Here is a 16782-nt window from a genome sequence, read left to right as displayed (position 1 = left end):
CAATAAAATAGTGTAGATGAATTGAGTACCGGGCCGTTAATATAATTTTTTCCGATACACGATATTCCAGCCCGCATCTTCTCCCTGCCGCTGACCTTCAACCGTAACAAAAACGCCTAATGCGGCAATCAGAGTATCGCCGTAAAACAACAGTGGTGTTCTTTGACGCCGCCAAACGGGCACACCCAGCTCCTGCCAAAGCTTTTTCAGACTGCGGGAATGAGTTCGGCCCACCATATGAATGTTCAAATTTCCTGGTGCTGAAAAACGCACGGTAACCAATTCATCGTCTTGTGGGCTACGAACCACCTCACCCGACTCATCAATGACTAGTGCGCCTAATGAATCAGGGAGTAACAGTTTTGATTGCCCATCCCACACTAACTGAATTTCATCAACAGGCTGCATCACAGGTAGCAGATATAGCCGCTGCCGGTAGCGACGAACATGATGTTCACCCAATTTCAGTATCGGTTCCGCATCCTGTTGGCTAAGCGCCACTTCCCACCACAGCTTTTCTAACTGCTCCAGTGACGGCATCATAACACCACGCTGACTTAACCAACGGCGTAACAGTGCCCGACGCTGGCTATCAGATACGGACAGCAACCCATCAATAGCAATTGCACCATCAGAATCAACCTGTTGGGTCAAGATCGGTGCAAGGAGCTCGTCCAGTAATTGCTCTTGTTCTGCACATAAACTGGCACTGCGAGACACCATGCGGGAGAACTGAGGCCAACGTTGCTCTAAGACTGGCAGCACGTCCAAACGCAAAAAGTTACGATCGAAGCGAGCGTCCTGATTGCTGTCGTCATCAACCCAATGGAGCTTTTGAATTCTGGCATAATCTTCAATTTGTCGACGGGAAACATCAAGTAGTGGCCTCACCTGCTGATAATCACCAAATGCTATTCTTTCCGGCATGGCCGATAACCCCGCCGGCCCGCTCCCCCGTTTTAGCGCCAGTAAAAATGTTTCACACTGATCGTCTCTATGCTGCGCCGTCACCAGAACTTCATTATCGGATAATAAATCATTAAGTGCTTGATACCGAACTGCTCTGGCTGCCGCTTCAATACCTACTTGGGAAGGATCTACGCTAACATAAGCAACATGTAATGGGATGTTCCACTGCTCACACTGCCGTCGGCAATGCTCAGCCCATTCCTCCGCGTGCTGGCTAAGACCGTGATGCACATATACTGCCCGTAACATTAGCGCTGGCCTCAGATCCCCTTTTATTGTCATCAACGCATGCAGTAATACTGTCGAGTCAATACCACCGCTGAATGCCACTAAAATACGGCTATCATTTTCCAGAGTGGCATCAATCTGTTGTATAACTTCATCGCACAGTGCTTCATCAGACATGTAGGGGTACCTATAAAAAGAGATGCCGTATGTTAATCAAAATACCATAGTATAACGAGCAACTTACGCACGCTCTTCATAAAGTTCCAACGGCAATCCATCAGGATCGTTAAAGAAAGTAAAACGTTTTCCAGTATAGGGATCGACACGGACTGCCTCGTACTTCACCCCTGCCGCGGTCAATTGGGTCACAGAGAAATCCAGATCCTGTACGCGAAAAGCCAAATGCCTTAAACCACAGGCTTCCGGCTGAGTTGGTCTGGCAGGTGGTTGTGGGAAAGAAAAAAGCTCTATCTGATAGTCACCATTAATTGCTAGGTCGGCTTTCCACGATTGGCGATCTGCACGATAGTATTCAGCTACCAGTTTAAAACCTAATGTATGACAATAAAACTGCTTACTACGCTCATAATCCGCGCAAATGACCGCTACATGGTGTATTTTTTCAATTTCAAGCATTAAATCACTCCAAGAATTAAAATTATAACCAATTAAATCAACACATTAAATATCATCATGCAAAAATCAACCTGTATTGTTTTTCCTATTAACGAGATTCAGCTCACTGAATACTAAAACCATAACTACTAGAATTCGCGGCTAAATCAAAACGATAGACACAACATAAGGTATAACCATGTCTGAATATCTCTCCTTCATATTAGGTGTTATTCCTTTAGTCGCGTTAATTGTAATGATTTTGAAGATAAAAACCCCTATACATTATGCAGTTATCATTTCGCTAATGGTTACTTTGGTTCTTGCCGGTTTCTTCTGGAAAATGCCAGTACAGAGCCTCTCCATGTTGACACTTTATGGTGCATCCAAAGGTCTGTGGCCAATTATCATTGTTATTCTTGGCGCTATTTATAGCTATAACCTCATGCTAAAAACCGGCAGCATGGATGTAATAAAAAATGTTCTGGCCAATATAAGTGATGATAAACGCATCCAGATACTGCTGATTTCTTGGTGTTTCGGTGGCTTTTTGGAAGCCGCTGCAGGTTATGGAACGGCAGTAGCTATTCCCATTGGTATCCTGATTGCCTTAGGCTTTAATCCGTTAAAAGCAGCGATCGCTTCTCTGATAGTCAATACGGTACCAACCGCCTTTGGTGCGGTTGGTATTCCCGTTTCTATTCTGGCAGAACAAACTGGACTACCGGTGCAAGAACTTGGCAGCATGATTATTGTACAATTATCGTTGTTCAATATCTTACTTCCTTTCGTGATTGTCGCTATTACTGGTAATAGTATCAAAACCATTAAAGGCGTGTTCTTTATTACCTTGATGTGTGGTGTAAGCACCTTAATTCCTCAATACTTAGTCGCCACCTACCTTGGGGCTGAACTACCCGCTTTTGCTGGCAGCTTGGTAAGCATGCTAGTGACCATTTTCCTAGCAAAACGTCACAAGGCCTCACAGAAAGAGCAAGCCGAACAGCCAGAAAATGAAAAGCAACACTATTCTCACCCGGCCCTGATACAAGCCAGCGCTATCTATCTGCTGACTTTCCTATTTATTCTGCTGTGTTCGCCGCTATTCCCATCCATTAAAAGCAGTGTAGGCCAACTCTCCAGTATTATTCCTTATACCCTCAGTGATAATCAGGTTCTGAAGCTGAAAGTTGAATGGTTAAGCACCCCCGGTGTACTGATTATTATTGCTACTTTTATTGGCGGAATGATTCAGGGCGCAAGAATATCAACAATGTTTTCCGTGCTCTGGGGCACAGTAGTTCAACTGAAAAACTCCATCATTGCTATTACTGCCATCGTCGCCATGGCAACAGTGATGGATATCAGCGGCATGATCAACGATATCGCCAATACGTTGGTCAACGTTACCGGCATCGGCTATATCTTTATCGCACCGATGATTGGCGCACTAGGTACCTTCGTTACCGGCAGTGATACCAACTCCAACATACTGTTCGGCAAGCTACAGACCAGCGCAGCTGCTCAATTAGGCATTGATCCAATCCTGCTGGCGGCCGCGAACACCTCCGGGGCAACCGGTGGCAAAATGATCTCTCCTCAGAGTATTGCCATTGCCGTTTCGGCAACCCGAATGGATGGTCAAAGCGGTGCCATCATGTCAGGGACCCTTAAGTATTGTGCGATGTATATTATTATTCTCGGCCTGAAGATTAGTGCCATGTATTATTTGTTTTATTCATAACACAAATCACATAAAACACATTTAGCCGTTCGAGGTGCTACCAATCCCAGTGTATAGCGGCAATATTAGGACAACAAAAAACCCGCAGATGATGAAATCTGCGGGTTTCTTATTTTTATTCAATAATCAGGTATCAGCAATAGCCATAACCCATCAGGCGTTGATAACGGCGATCCTGCAAAGATTCCGTATCCAACTCATCTAGTTCAGACAAATCGGACAGCAGTTTAGCCTTCAGTGATGCTGCCATCGCTTCCGGATTACGATGCGCGCCACCCAGAGGCTCAGGTACCACGGCATCAATCAAACCCAACTCTTTCAGACGAGGTGCGATGATACCCATCGCTTCTGCCGCCAGAGGTGCTTTATCTGCGCTCTTCCACAGAATAGAGGCACAACCTTCCGGTGAAATAACAGAATAGGTGCTGTATTGCAGCATATTCACTTTATCACCAACCCCAATAGCCAGTGCACCACCGGAACCACCTTCACCGATAACGGTACAAATGACCGGCACTTTCAAGCGAGACATTTCACGCAGGTTACGAGCAATCGCTTCTGACTGGCCACGCTCTTCTGCACCCACACCCGGATAAGCTCCCGGTGTATCAATAAAGGTGATGATTGGCAGCTTGAAACGTTCAGCTATTTCCATCAGGCGCAGCGCTTTGCGATACCCTTCCGGTGCTGGCATACCAAAGTTACGGCGAATTTTTTCTTTGGTTTCTCGGCCTTTTTGATGACCAATGATCATCACCGGACGACCTTCCAGACGAGCCATGCCACCAACGATAGCTTTGTCGTCAGCGTAAGCTCGATCGCCTGCCAACTCATCAAAGTCAGTGAAAATATGCTGAATATAATCCAGGGTATAAGGTCTACGTGGATGGCGGGCAAGCTGTGCAATCTGCCACGCCCCAAGCTCAGAGAAAATTTTATTAGTCAGTTCAAGGCTTTTCTCATGCAGACGCTTAACCTCTTCATCAAGGTTAATATCCAATTTTTCGTCTTGAAGACTGATTGCCTTCAGCGAATCAATTTTCGCTTCTAACTCAGCAATCGGCTGTTCAAAATCCAGAAAATTCAGACTCATAGCATTCCTATTTTAGTCAAATTCCAATTCTACCTGAGCATTACCCACAAGCGCTCTCAGATCTATCAGCAAACGTTCGGTTGGCGTTACCCGCCATGTTGTACCAAATTTAAGCCGTGCCCGGGCATCTTCCCGCTGGTAATACAGATGTACTGGAATCGTCCCCGATCGATGGGGTTCCAGCGATTCACGAAGACGGTTTAAAAGCTGGTCATCAATTTGCCTGTCCATCAATGAGATGGCAAGCCCACGCGCATATTTTTCTCGCGCTTCACTGATGTCCATTAATTCGCGGACCATCATTTTAAGCCCGCCGCTAAAATCATCAAAGCTGACCTGTCCGGTCGCTATCAGGATTCGATCTTTTTCCAGCAAATGCTGGTACTTTTCAAGTGCCTCAGAGAATAGCATGACTTCAAGGCGACCGGAACGATCATCCAACGTACAAATACCAATTCTGTTACCACGTTTAGTGGTCATCACTCTGGCCGCGACCACTAACCCAACAGCAACGATGGTTTTACCACGCTCTGTGGGGTGCATATCTTTCAGGCGAATACCGCCGGTATAGCGTTCCAATTCTTTCAGATATTGCGTGATTGGGTGCCCGGTAAGATAGAGGCCCAGCGTTTCGCGCTCACCATCTAATATTTCCTGTTCCGGCCACGGCGTCACATTAGCATAGGCTTTCTCAACATGCTCGGGTTCTTCTGCTAACACACCAAACATATCGGCCTGCCCTAGCGCTTCCGCCTTGGCATGCTGGTCCGCTGCTTTCAATGCTTCGATTAAAGAGTGCATTAACGCCGCACGATGTGGACCTAACCGGTCAAATGCCCCCGCCATTATCAATTTTTCCAACACACGTTTGTTTAAGCGCTTAGTGTCAGAGCGAGCGCACAGGTCAAACAACTCTTTAAAGTAGCCGCCCTGATTACGTGCTTCAATTATAGCTTCTATTGGACCTTCGCCAACGCCTTTAATTGCACCAATACCGTAAACAATTTCGCCGTCATCATTAACGTGGAAATGGTACAGGCCGCTGTTGATATCGGGTGGTAGTACTTTTAAGCCCATACGCAGGCATTCGTCCACCAGACCCACCACTTTTTCGGTGTTATCCATATCAGCAGTCATTACCGCTGCCATAAATTCAGCAGGATAGTGAGCTTTCAACCATAACGTCTGATAAGAAACTAATGCATAAGCCGCTGAGTGAGATTTATTAAAACCATAACCGGCAAATTTTTCTACCAAGTCAAAGATTTTCATCGACAATTCGCCGTCGATGCCCATCCTCTCTGCGCCTTCTTTAAATACCGAGCGCTGCTTGGCCATCTCCTCAGGCTGTTTCTTACCCATTGCACGACGCAACATATCCGCGCCACCCAAGGTGTAACCCGCCAGAACCTGCGCTATCTGCATAACCTGTTCTTGATACAGGATAATACCGTAGGTTGGTTCAAGCACCGGTTTCAGTGATTCGTGTTGCCACTGAATATCAGGATAAGAAATCGCTTCGCGCCCGTGCTTACGGTCGATAAAGTTATCTACCATGCCCGATTGCAGCGGCCCAGGTCGGAACAACGCCACCAAAGCGATCATATCTTCGAAACAGTCGGGTTTCAGGCGCTTAATCAGGTCTTTCATACCGCGGGATTCAAGCTGGAATACCGCCGTAGTTTCCGACCGTTGCAGCATATCGAAACTTTTTTGGTCAGCCAGTGGAATCGCGCTGATATCGATAGGTTCCTGACCTGCCTTGGCCCGACGCGCATTGATCATGCCCAGCGCCCAATCAATGATGGTCAGGGTACGCAGACCGAGGAAGTCAAACTTCACCAGACCCGCATATTCCACATCGTTTTTATCAAATTGGGTAACCGGAAATTGCCCTTCTGGGTCGCAATATAACGGAGCAAAATCGGTGATTTTAGTTGGAGAAATAACCACACCACCGGCATGTTTACCGGCGTTACGGGTTACCCCTTCCAGTTGGCGCGCCATGTCAATTAGCGCTTTAACCTCTTCATCCGCTTCGTACAATTCAGGTAATTGAGGCTCGGCAGCAAACGCTTTTTCCAGCGTCATGCCTGGGTCCATTGGGATTAGTTTTGATATGCGATCGACGAAACCGTAAGGATGCCCCAGAACCCTGCCTACATCGCGAATAACCGCTTTTGCCGCCATGGTACCGAAGGTAATAATTTGAGATACCGCATCTCGACCATACATTTCAGAAACGTGATCAATAACCCTATCACGTTTTTCCATACAGAAGTCAACGTCGAAGTCAGGCATAGAGACCCGCTCCGGGTTCAGGAAGCGTTCGAACAGCAGGTCAAACTCCAGTGGGTCCAGATCGGTAATACCCAACGCATAGGCCACCAGAGAACCCGCACCAGAACCACGACCAGGCCCAACGGGCACGTCATTATCTTTTGACCACTGAATAAACTCCATCACGATCAGGAAGTAACCGGGGAATCCCATTTGGTTAATAACCTGTAGCTCAATATCCAAGCGCTCATCGTATTCAGGGCGTCGCTCTGCTCTGAGAGCAGGATCGGGATACAAAAACTCTAGGCGTTTTTCCAGCCCCTCTTTGGAGCAGACAACCAGAAAATCCTCGGTGGTCATATCCCCAGTTGGAAACTGAGGCAGAAAATACTCACCCAAACGAATGGTCACATTACAGCGTTTAGCAATCTCAACGCTATTTATCAACGCTTCCGGTAGATCAGAGAAAAGTTCACACATCTCCTCTTCACTGCGTAGATATTGCTGAGCACTGTATTTTTTTGGTCGTTTCGGATCGTCCAGCGTAAAACCATCATGAATGGCTACCCGAATTTCATGAGCATCAAAATCAGAAACGCCGATAAATTTGACATCGTTAGTGGCAACAACCGGAATGCCTTCTCGGGTAGCCAGCTTTACTGCTGCGTGAAGATAAGCCTCTTCTTCATCTCTCCCGGTTCTGACCAACTCCAGATAGTAGCTGTCCGGGAAGTGGGTATGATAGAACTGTAAGCACTCAGCAACCAATTGCTGGTTGCCACGCAATAACGACTGCCCGACATCGCCAAAACGCGCCCCAGAAAGCAGGATCAAGCCCTGCTTATATTCTATCAACCAATCACGATCGATAACCGGGCCACCCTGAACATAGCCGCGCTGATAGGCTTTGGAAATCAGCATCGTCAGGTTCTGATAGCCTTCATTGTTGGCTGCTAAGACCGTGAGCTCGGTTAGCTCATCTCCTAAGGTTTCGCTTTGAACCCGAAAATCAGCACCGATAATCGGTTTAATACCAGCTCCGTGTGCAGAACCATAAAACTTCACCAACCCACACAGGTTAGTAAAATCAGTAATCGCCATCGCAGGCATGCCCAGAGAAGCCATTTTTTTCACCAATGGACCCACTTTGGCTAATCCATCAATCATGGAATAGTCACTGTGAATACGAAGATGAATAAAACGAGGATCAGCCATATCAAATACCAGCTATCAGATTACAAACATTGTCAGGATACATCAGAAAAATCATCGCAGACTTATTCCAGCCCTAAAGCACGTCTGACCGGAGCAAAGCTGCGACGATAATCTTCTGTCGCGCCATGTTCCGCTAACTTCTCCAAATGCAGGGCAGTAGGATACCCTTTATGTTGAGCAAATCCATACTGTGGAAAACGCAAATCTAACTCGGTCATTTCACGATCGCGCGTCACTTTAGCCAGTATGGATGCAGCGCTGATTTCAGCAACCCGACTATCCCCCTTTACCACCGCCTGTGAAGACATGGTTAGTTTAGGGCAACGGTTACCATCAATCAGTACAAAGTCGGGCTGAATATGCAGACCGGCGACCGCACGCTGCATGGCCAACATAGTGGCATGCAAAATATTCAGTTGGTCAATTTCTTCTGGCTCGGCACGACCCAAGCTCCAGCTCAATGCTTTATCTTTAATTTCATCGTACAGAGACAGACGTTTCTTTTCGCTCAACTTTTTAGAATCAGCCAAACCAACAATTGGATTAGCCGGGTCGAGAATGACAGCAGCAGTAACCACTGCACCGACTAACGGCCCACGCCCAACCTCATCAACACCGGCAATTCGATTTGCTGCTGGATAAACAAAGGGTTCGATGATGATACTTTTTGCCATAAGGATTATTGCTCCTTGCCGTTTGTCTGAGCTGGAAGATAACCTGCCAGCTCTAAAACAGCCTGCGCTGCCTGACGGTCCGCATCACAACGAATACGCTGATGTAATTCAGTAAAAGTTTGCTTCAACGCTCGGGTATGGTCATTGTCATTGTTGAGTAACGGCGTCAATGCCGCAGCCAGCTTCTCAGGGCTACAGTCATCTTGCAGTAATTCCGTTACCAATTCCCTACCCGCCAACAGATTGGGCAGCGACACATACGGCGTTTTGATCAGACGTTTTGCCAACCAAAAGGTGAAAGGTTTCATACGGTAGCCAACGACCATTGGGCATTTGGCTAACATACATTCCAGAGCCGCCGTACCGGAAGCCAATAAAGCCGCATCACTGGCGATCATAGCGCTACGGGCCTGCCCATCCAGTAACCTCACCTTCAGGTCAGGAGCCACTTCTGATTTAATTCGCTCGAACTGCTCGCGCCGTTTAGCATTAACCAACGGCACCAACACTTCCAATTCAGGATATGTCTCTTTCAGCAATATAGCTGTTTTGAGGAAATCAGCGCTGAGCATTTCTACTTCTGCATTGCGGCTACCCGGCAGTAAGGCCAGACAGTGAACGTTATCCGCAATACCTAGCTGTTCTCTCGCTGAGTGACGATCGGAAACCAATGGCATGGCATCCGCCATAGTATGGCCAATAAAACGGCACGGTACCTGATAACGATCGTAGAAAGCTTTTTCAAACGGCAGGAACGCTAACACCAGATTCGTTGAACGGCCGATTTTAAATACCCTATTCTGACGCCAGGCCCATACGGAAGGGCTAACGTAATGAATGGTTTTAATACCGCGCTGTTTTAAACGCCCTTCAAGGGTAATATTAAAATCAGGCGCATCAATACCCACAAACACATCTGGCTTCAGCTCGCTAAAACGCTGAGTTAGCGCTTTGCGGATTTTCAACAAACGAGGCAGGCGTTCCAGAACTTCAACAACCCCCATTACCGCCAGCTCTTCCATTTCAAACCAGGCTTCACAGCCTTCAGCTTGCATCAATGGGCCAGCAACACCAACAAAGCGTGCATCGGGGTATTGATCTTTTAAGGCGCGAATCAGACCTGCACCAAGAATATCGCCGGAGGTTTCCCCGGCGACTAATCCAATGGTAAGAGGACGCGACTGCATAACTTAACGAATGAGGCCGCGAGTAGAGCGGCTAAAGAAATCAACAAACAGCTGAACGGCAGGCTGTTGTTTTGCCAGCGCTTCAATTTCTGGTTTCACTTCATCCAGCGTCTTACCGCTACGATAAAGCAACTTATAAGCATTGCGAATGGCGTGTAGCGCATCTTTCTCAAAACCGCGACGCTTCAAACCTTCAATATTGACGCCAAACGGCGTGGCATGGTTGCCCTGAGCGATAACGTAAGGAGGAACATCCTGAGCAACGCCAGAACAACCACCAACCATAACGTGGGCACCAATCACGCAGAACTGGTGAATAGCCGTCATGCCGCCAATAATGGCAAAGTCATCAATCTCAACGTGCCCAGCCAGTGTCGCGTTATTCGCCAGAATACAACGGTTACCAATTCGACAATCGTGGGCAACGTGGGCGTTGACCATTAATAGGTTATCACTGCCGATTTTAGTTAAGCCACCGCCTTGTACAGTACCCCGATGAATAGTCACGCTTTCACGGATACGGTTACGGTCGCCAATCTCTACGCGGGTCGGCTCACCGGCATATTTCAGATCCTGATTCACTTCACCAACGGAAGTGAACTGATAAATCTGGTTATCTGCACCAATTTTTGTGACGCCGTTAACCACGACATGAGATTTGAGCACGGTACCTGGTCCAATTTCGACCTGAGAACCAACCCAGCAAAACGGGCCAATATGAACATTGGCTCCGATGACCGCACCCTCTTCAACGATTGAAGTTGGGTGAATAAAGGCGGTGTTATCAATCACAGTATTAAGACTCCCGACGACGAGCGCACATCATGTCAGCTTCACAAGCGATTTCGCCATCTACTTTAGCTACGCCTCGGAAACGGGCTACACCACGACGCTCTTTAATAAACTCAACCTCAAGGACCAACTGATCCCCAGGTAAAACAGGACGCTTAAAGCGAGCATTATCAACAGCAGCAAAATAGTAAAGTTCCCCTGGCTCTAAGCGACCAAGGCTCTTAAACGCCAAAATGCCGGTTGCCTGGGCCATCGCTTCCAGAATCAGTACACCAGGGAAAATCGGCTTACCGGGGAAATGCCCCTGAAAGAAAGGCTCGTTTACAGAAACGTTTTTAATCGCTCTTAAAAATTTACCTTTATCAAAATCTAATACCCGGTCCACGAGCAAGAATGGATAACGATGAGGTAGTAAACTCAGTATCTCTTCAATATCCAGAGTACGATTGTCAGTAGTCAAAATGCTCATCCTGTCTTCAAAACTAAACTGATTATATCAACAACGCGGCCTGCTTTTAGTCTTGAGGACTATAAAACAGGCCGCGAATAAAATTATAAAAATTAATGGGATAACGACTGTTTTCTTAAACTTATATCAGCTATTTTCCATCAACTTTCCGTTCAACGGCTTTCAGGCGTTTGCTCATGTCATTAATATTTAACACCAGCGCTGCTGTTTTACGCCACTCTTTATTACTCTGAAGCGGAATACCGGAAGAGTATATTCCCGGTTCAGTGATAGGTCGCATCACCATTCCCATTCCAGTAACAACAGCCTTATCACAGATTTCCATATGACCATTAATAACGCTGGCACCACCAATCTGGCAGTATTTGCCAATCGTCAAACTGCCCGCCATAATCACGCCACCGGCAACTGCGGTATTGTCGCCAATTATCACGTTATGCGCAATCTGACATTGGTTATCAATGATCACACCATTGCCAATAATCGTATCATCCAGTGCACCACGATCGATAGTCGTGCAAGCACCAATCTCAACATTATCACCAATTCTGACCGTTCCTAACTGAGGGATCTTAATCCAGTTTCCACGCTCATTGGCATAGCCAAAACCATCAGCACCAATAACGGTACCGGATTGAACCAAACCACCTGAACCAATCACCACTTCATGATAAATAGTGACGTTAGCCCACAGGCGAGTACCTGCGCCTATACGTGCATTTTTACCGACAAAACATCCGGCACCAATCACTACGCCATCACCCAGCACCACACCACTTTCAATAACGGCATTCGCACCGATGGAAATATTCTTCCCCAATGTGGCACTTTCAGCAATGACTGCGGTTAGCGCGATATCTTGGGCAGGAGATGGTGTTGTATCCAGTAACTGAGCCATACGTGCATAGCTGAGGTAAGGATTCTTCACAACTAATGCAGTCAAATGTGAACAGAAAGGAAGGTTTTCTTCGCTCAGCACCACTGCACTGGCCTCACAGGACAAAAGTTGTTCCTGATAACGGCTATTAGACAGAAAGGTGATCTGTCCTTTTTTGGCAGATGTCATTGATGCAACACCGGTGATGACGATATCGCCATCACCGTGTATTTCTGCCCCCAAATGTTCTGCTAAATCAGCTAAACGAATGGAGTGCATAACTTATTTTACCTGAGCTAAAACTTTTTCAGTAATGTTGCTATCAGCATTTACATAGAATGCAGCATCTGCTTTAACAACCACTGAGTAACCTTCTTTTTCAGCAACAGTTTTTACTGCGTCCTGAACTTTAGCAACTAACTTGTTCATTTCTTCAGCTTCACGACGACGGCTGTCCTGAGTAAAGGCTGCAGCTTTTTGCTGGAAGTCCTTAATATCATTTTCCAGCTTAGTACGGTCAGCAGGCTTCATTGAACCACCGCTAGTTTGCAGTTTTTTCACTTTATCCTGAGCAGCTTTCTCTTCAGTTTGCAGCGCTGTAGCACGAGATTTGAACTCGCTTTCCAGTTTTTTAGCTACTGCGTCACGCTCTGGCATCTTTTGTAAAATACTCATCACATCAACAACAGCAACTTTATCGGCCGCTTGAACGCCCGCTGAAGCAACCATAGCTAAACCTAAACCTGCAGCACATAACCACTTTTTCAATTTGAACTCCTTACTATAATTGCTATCGAGTTGAACTCACTGTTTGTTACTACCTAACTCAGAACGATTACCAGGTGGTACCAATATTGAACTGGAATTGTTCTGACTTATCTCCCTCATACTTCTGCAGTGGATTAGCATAAGAAAACACTAATGGGCCCAGCGGAGACATCCACTGTAACGCCACACCTGCCGAAGTACGTATATTGCCTGCTTCACTGTAGTCTGGAATGCCTGCAGCACTTGTTGCATCGGTATTTTTCCAGTGGGTATCCCAAACGGTACCGGCATCAAAGAATACAGAGGTACGCAGAGAATTAGCATATTTATCATCAACAAACGGCGTTGGGAAAATAAACTCTGCGCTGGCAACGCCCATTGCGTTACCACCAACCGCATCGCTGTCACGTTCTAAATAACAGCCTGCGCTGGTATTTGGCGTTGAACAGCCACGAATATAAACCGCTTTAGGCCCGATGTTATTAGAACGGAAACCACGAACGGTACTTGAACCACCGGCATAGAAGTTGTCATAGAATGGCATTTCTTTACCACCTAAGCCATCGCCGTAACCAGCACGTAAACGCCCTAACAGTACCCACTTATCATTGCTATCGATCGGGTAGTAACTGGCACTATCAAAGGTAATTTTGTAGTACTCGTTATCTGAACCAGGAATAGTCACTTTACCATTCACGCCAGCACGACTACCGGATGTAGGGAAGTAACCACGGTTCAGGCTGTTATAACTCCAACCTGCGGTAAAGAAGAAGTCATTAGCTTTATAATCAGCATCACTGTTCAGGCTTGGTGTTTCACCGACTGACTCCAGATAGCGCCACATAGCAATCTGCGGTTGCATATCCGTCAGGTCGTTATGCACATAGTCCAGACCGAAGCGTAATGAGTTATTCTCATTAATCGGGAAGCCTAACGTCGTACCAAGACCATAGCTGCTCTTATTATAGGCAGAAAGATCAGCATCATCAGCGTTAAATTTGTCGTAGAAAATCCGTCCGCCCAAGCTTACACCGTCTACGGTGAAGTAAGGTTCGGTCACAGACAACTCAACATAAGTACGGTAGTCGTTTTTAGTACCGTTGATACCAACGCTCTTACCCGACCCCATCCAGTTGTCTTGCTGTAAACCAACTTGGAAGCTCACGCCACTTTCCGTACCGTAACCCACACCAACGTTGAAGGTACCGGTATTGCGCTCTTTCACTTTGTACACCACATCGACCTGATCTGGCATACCCTGAACGCGCTCGGTTTCCACATCAACCGTTTCAAAATAACCTAAACGGTTTAAGCGCTCTTTGCCCTGCTCAACCTGATCGTTACCTAACCATGCACCTTCCATCTGACGCATTTCACGGCGCAGTACAGAATCTTTACTGACGTCGTTACCCTCAAAGCGGATACGACGAACGTAGAAACGGTTACCCGCATCAACGCTGATATGCAATTTAACGGTTTGAGCGTTGTCATCAATTTCAGGTTGGGTTGTTACCCGAGGATAGGCATAACCATAGCGGCCCAACATTTTCTTAATGCTGTCTTCAACCTGAGTGACTTTACTGCCGTTGTACAGTTCACCTGGATTAACTTTCGCTAACTCTTCAACTTCTGCACCACGACCAGCCAAGTTACCCTTCACTTCAACACCTGAAAGTTTGTACTGCTTACCCTCAGTCACATTGATAGTGATATAAATACTCTTCTTATCGGGTGTCAGGCTAACGTTAGTTGAGTCAATATTGAAACGGGCATAGCCGCGATCCAGATAGAAACTACGTAACGCCTCGAGGTCACCCGATAATTTTTGTTTCTGGTAATTGCGATCGCCAACGAAGTTCCACCAAGGCACTTCATCACGCAATTGGAATCGGCTAACCAGCTCTTCCGTAGAGAAAGCGTTGTTGCCGACAATATTGATTTGCTGAATAGTGGCTGATGCACCTTCAGTAAAGACTAATTTTAAGTCCACGCGGTTACGCGGTAATGGAGTGACAACGGCTTTTACTGAAGCGCTGTATTTACCTACGCTATAGTAAAAATCCTCCAGCCCTTTCTCCATTGAACTCAGAGTAGTTCTGTCCAGCGCTTCACCAACCCGAACACCGGAAGATTCCATGTTCTGTTTAAGCATATCGTCCTTAACCGATTTATTACCGGAGAAGGTGATGCTCGCAATAGTTGGACGCTCTTTCACCTGAACAATCAAGGTACTGCCATCACGCAGTACTCGTACATCCTCAAAGTTTCCGGAAGCAAATAAGGCTCGGATAGTGTTCCCGATGTCATTATCATCGATAGTATCACCAACACGGACAGGCATATTTAACAATGCAGCCCCTGTGGCAACGCGCTGTAATCCTTCGAAACGAATGTCTTTTACGACAAACCCATCGGCACCGTATGCGGTGGCGCTGCCAAACAGCAGCGACGCTAGAAGCAACTTTTTCATCGCCATCGTTATAATCTGTTAACCCTAACCAAATTCTCTAGCCGTAAAAGCGTGAGAAGTCATTGAAAAGTGCAAGTCCCATCAACAGTACCAATAAGATTGCCCCAACACGATAACTGTAGTCCTGAACTCTTTCAGATACCGGTTTACCTGTTATCTTTTCTATTGCTAAAAACACGAGATGCCCCCCGTCTAATACAGGCAGAGGGAACAGATTGATTATGCCTAAGTTAACGCTGATAAGCGCTAAAAACATTAGATAATAAACCAAACCATATCCTGCTGATACTCCAGCACCCTGGGCTATCGATATCGGGCCGCTCAGATTTTTTAACTGCACGTCACCGGTTATCAATTTACCCAGCATTTTGACTGTTAATTTAGTCAATTGCCATGTTTTATCACTTGCCTGATAAATAGCAGTAAACACACTGTACTGACGAGTTATTTTATACTCATCCGGCAGTGGTATCACCTTTGGCGATATCCCGGCGAAACCTTTGCTGGTTCCGTCCTCGGACACCTTCGCTTCCGGCGTCAGAACTAAAGAGTGGCTCGCGCCATTTCTTTCTACTACTAACTCTATAGGAACATTTGGGCTTTGGCTGACCAATTTGACAAACTCAGCCCACTGTCCGAAATCTTTACCGTTGATCTTAACCAGTCTATCACCCGGCTGTAAACCCGCCTTTTCTGAGGCAGAGCCTGATTGAACCACATCTAACACGGGTTCTATTTGAGGAAGTTTAGGTACAAAGCCCAAACTTCTTATAGGATCCTGCTTCTCTGGGTCAAACTTCCAGCCGGTAAGATTCACGGTTTTAGTCTGATCCAGAGAAGTACCGAATGGTGCAACGGTAAGCTCCATTTGGCTTTCACCTATTTGACCAACTAACGCCAGACGAACAGAATCCCAATCAGGCGTTTCGATACCATTAATAGCTTTTAGTTCCATTCCCGCAGAAATATTTGCTTGTGCAGCAATAGATTGCGGCTCAACTTCACCAATTACCGGGCGTAAGCTCGGCACGCCAATAATAAACACCAACCAGTAGGCAAATACAGCAAACAAGAAATTAGCTATCGGCCCAGCAGCAATAATCGAGGCTCGTTGGCATACCGTCTTATTATTAAATGCCTGAGCACGATACTGAGGTTCAACCTCTTCTGCCCGTTCGTCCAGCATTTTTACATAACCACCGAGTGGAATCATCGCGATAACATACTCGGTGCCCTGCTTGTCAGTACGTCGCCATATCGCTTTACCTAAACCGATAGAGAAACGAATAACTTTTACTCCACAGCGGCGGGCGACCCAAAAGTGGCCAAACTCATGTACTGTCACCAAAATGCCCAGAGCGACAATAAACGCAGCTACGGTTCCAACAATATTCATAAGCG

At 46.5% G+C, this 16782-nt stretch carries 13 protein-coding genes; 1 reads left to right on the top strand and 12 read right to left on the bottom strand.

What is annotated here, in order from left to right; genetic code table 11:
- Positions 1–36: 36 nt before the first annotated feature.
- A complete protein-coding gene (gene tilS, locus HYN51_RS03380) occupies positions 37–1374 on the bottom strand; it encodes a tRNA lysidine(34) synthetase TilS (protein ID WP_108901552.1) in 1338 nt (445 codons plus the stop codon).
- A 63-nt stretch (positions 1375–1437) separates the two neighbouring features.
- Positions 1438–1833 (bottom strand): VOC family protein, encoded by a 396-nt coding sequence (locus tag HYN51_RS03375; protein ID WP_108901551.1) that lies wholly within the window; start codon positions 1831–1833, stop codon positions 1438–1440.
- Positions 1834–2011: 178 nt separating this feature from the next.
- On the opposite strand from HYN51_RS03375, the gene HYN51_RS03370 reads away from it, so the two are divergent.
- Positions 2012–3556 (top strand): L-lactate permease, encoded by a 1545-nt coding sequence (locus HYN51_RS03370; protein ID WP_108901550.1) that lies wholly within the window; start codon positions 2012–2014, stop codon positions 3554–3556.
- Positions 3557–3689: 133 nt separating this feature from the next.
- On the opposite strand, the gene accA is transcribed toward HYN51_RS03370, so the two are convergent.
- From accA to rseP, 10 genes are all read right to left on the bottom strand, one after another.
- Positions 3690–4649, bottom strand: coding sequence for an acetyl-CoA carboxylase carboxyl transferase subunit alpha (gene accA / locus HYN51_RS03365; RefSeq protein ID WP_108901549.1), 960 nt, complete (start codon positions 4647–4649; stop codon positions 3690–3692).
- Positions 4650–4661: 12 nt separating this feature from the next.
- The gene (gene dnaE / locus HYN51_RS03360) at positions 4662–8144 is read right to left on the bottom strand and encodes a DNA polymerase III subunit alpha (RefSeq protein WP_108901548.1); all 3483 of its coding nucleotides are present in this window, start codon (positions 8142–8144) and stop codon (positions 4662–4664) included.
- Positions 8145–8206: 62 nt separating this feature from the next.
- Positions 8207–8803, bottom strand: coding sequence for a ribonuclease HII (gene rnhB, locus HYN51_RS03355; RefSeq protein ID WP_108902141.1), 597 nt, complete (start codon positions 8801–8803; stop codon positions 8207–8209).
- A 20-nt stretch (positions 8804–8823) separates the two neighbouring features.
- On the bottom strand, positions 8824–10005 hold the full coding sequence (lpxB, locus tag HYN51_RS03350) for a lipid-A-disaccharide synthase (protein WP_108901547.1): 1182 nt from the start codon (positions 10003–10005) through the stop codon (positions 8824–8826).
- A gap of 3 nt (positions 10006–10008) precedes the next feature.
- A complete protein-coding gene (lpxA, locus tag HYN51_RS03345) occupies positions 10009–10797 on the bottom strand; it encodes an acyl-ACP--UDP-N-acetylglucosamine O-acyltransferase (RefSeq protein WP_108901546.1) in 789 nt (262 codons plus the stop codon).
- Positions 10798–10801: 4 nt separating this feature from the next.
- Entirely contained in the window at positions 10802–11266 is a 465-nt protein-coding gene (gene fabZ, locus HYN51_RS03340) for a 3-hydroxyacyl-ACP dehydratase FabZ (protein WP_179038269.1), read from the bottom strand.
- Positions 11267–11396: 130 nt separating this feature from the next.
- Positions 11397–12422, bottom strand: a complete 1026-nt coding sequence (gene lpxD / locus HYN51_RS03335; protein ID WP_108901545.1) for a UDP-3-O-(3-hydroxymyristoyl)glucosamine N-acyltransferase — start codon at positions 12420–12422, stop codon at positions 11397–11399.
- Positions 12423–12425: 3 nt separating this feature from the next.
- A complete protein-coding gene (locus HYN51_RS03330) occupies positions 12426–12911 on the bottom strand; it encodes an OmpH family outer membrane protein (RefSeq protein WP_192878444.1) in 486 nt (161 codons plus the stop codon).
- Between the two features lie 67 nt (positions 12912–12978).
- Positions 12979–15387, bottom strand: coding sequence for an outer membrane protein assembly factor BamA (bamA, locus tag HYN51_RS03325; protein ID WP_108901544.1), 2409 nt, complete (start codon positions 15385–15387; stop codon positions 12979–12981).
- A gap of 31 nt (positions 15388–15418) precedes the next feature.
- Positions 15419–16777, bottom strand: a complete 1359-nt coding sequence (gene rseP, locus HYN51_RS03320; RefSeq protein WP_108901543.1) for a sigma E protease regulator RseP — start codon at positions 16775–16777, stop codon at positions 15419–15421.
- Positions 16778–16782 lie beyond the last annotated feature (5 nt).

Source organism: Limnobaculum parvum (assembly GCF_003096015.2).
Classification (GTDB): domain Bacteria; phylum Pseudomonadota; class Gammaproteobacteria; order Enterobacterales; family Enterobacteriaceae; genus Limnobaculum; species Limnobaculum parvum.
The sequence above is the reverse complement of the archived record's forward strand: the minus strand, read 5'-3'. Positions and strand labels throughout refer to the sequence as shown.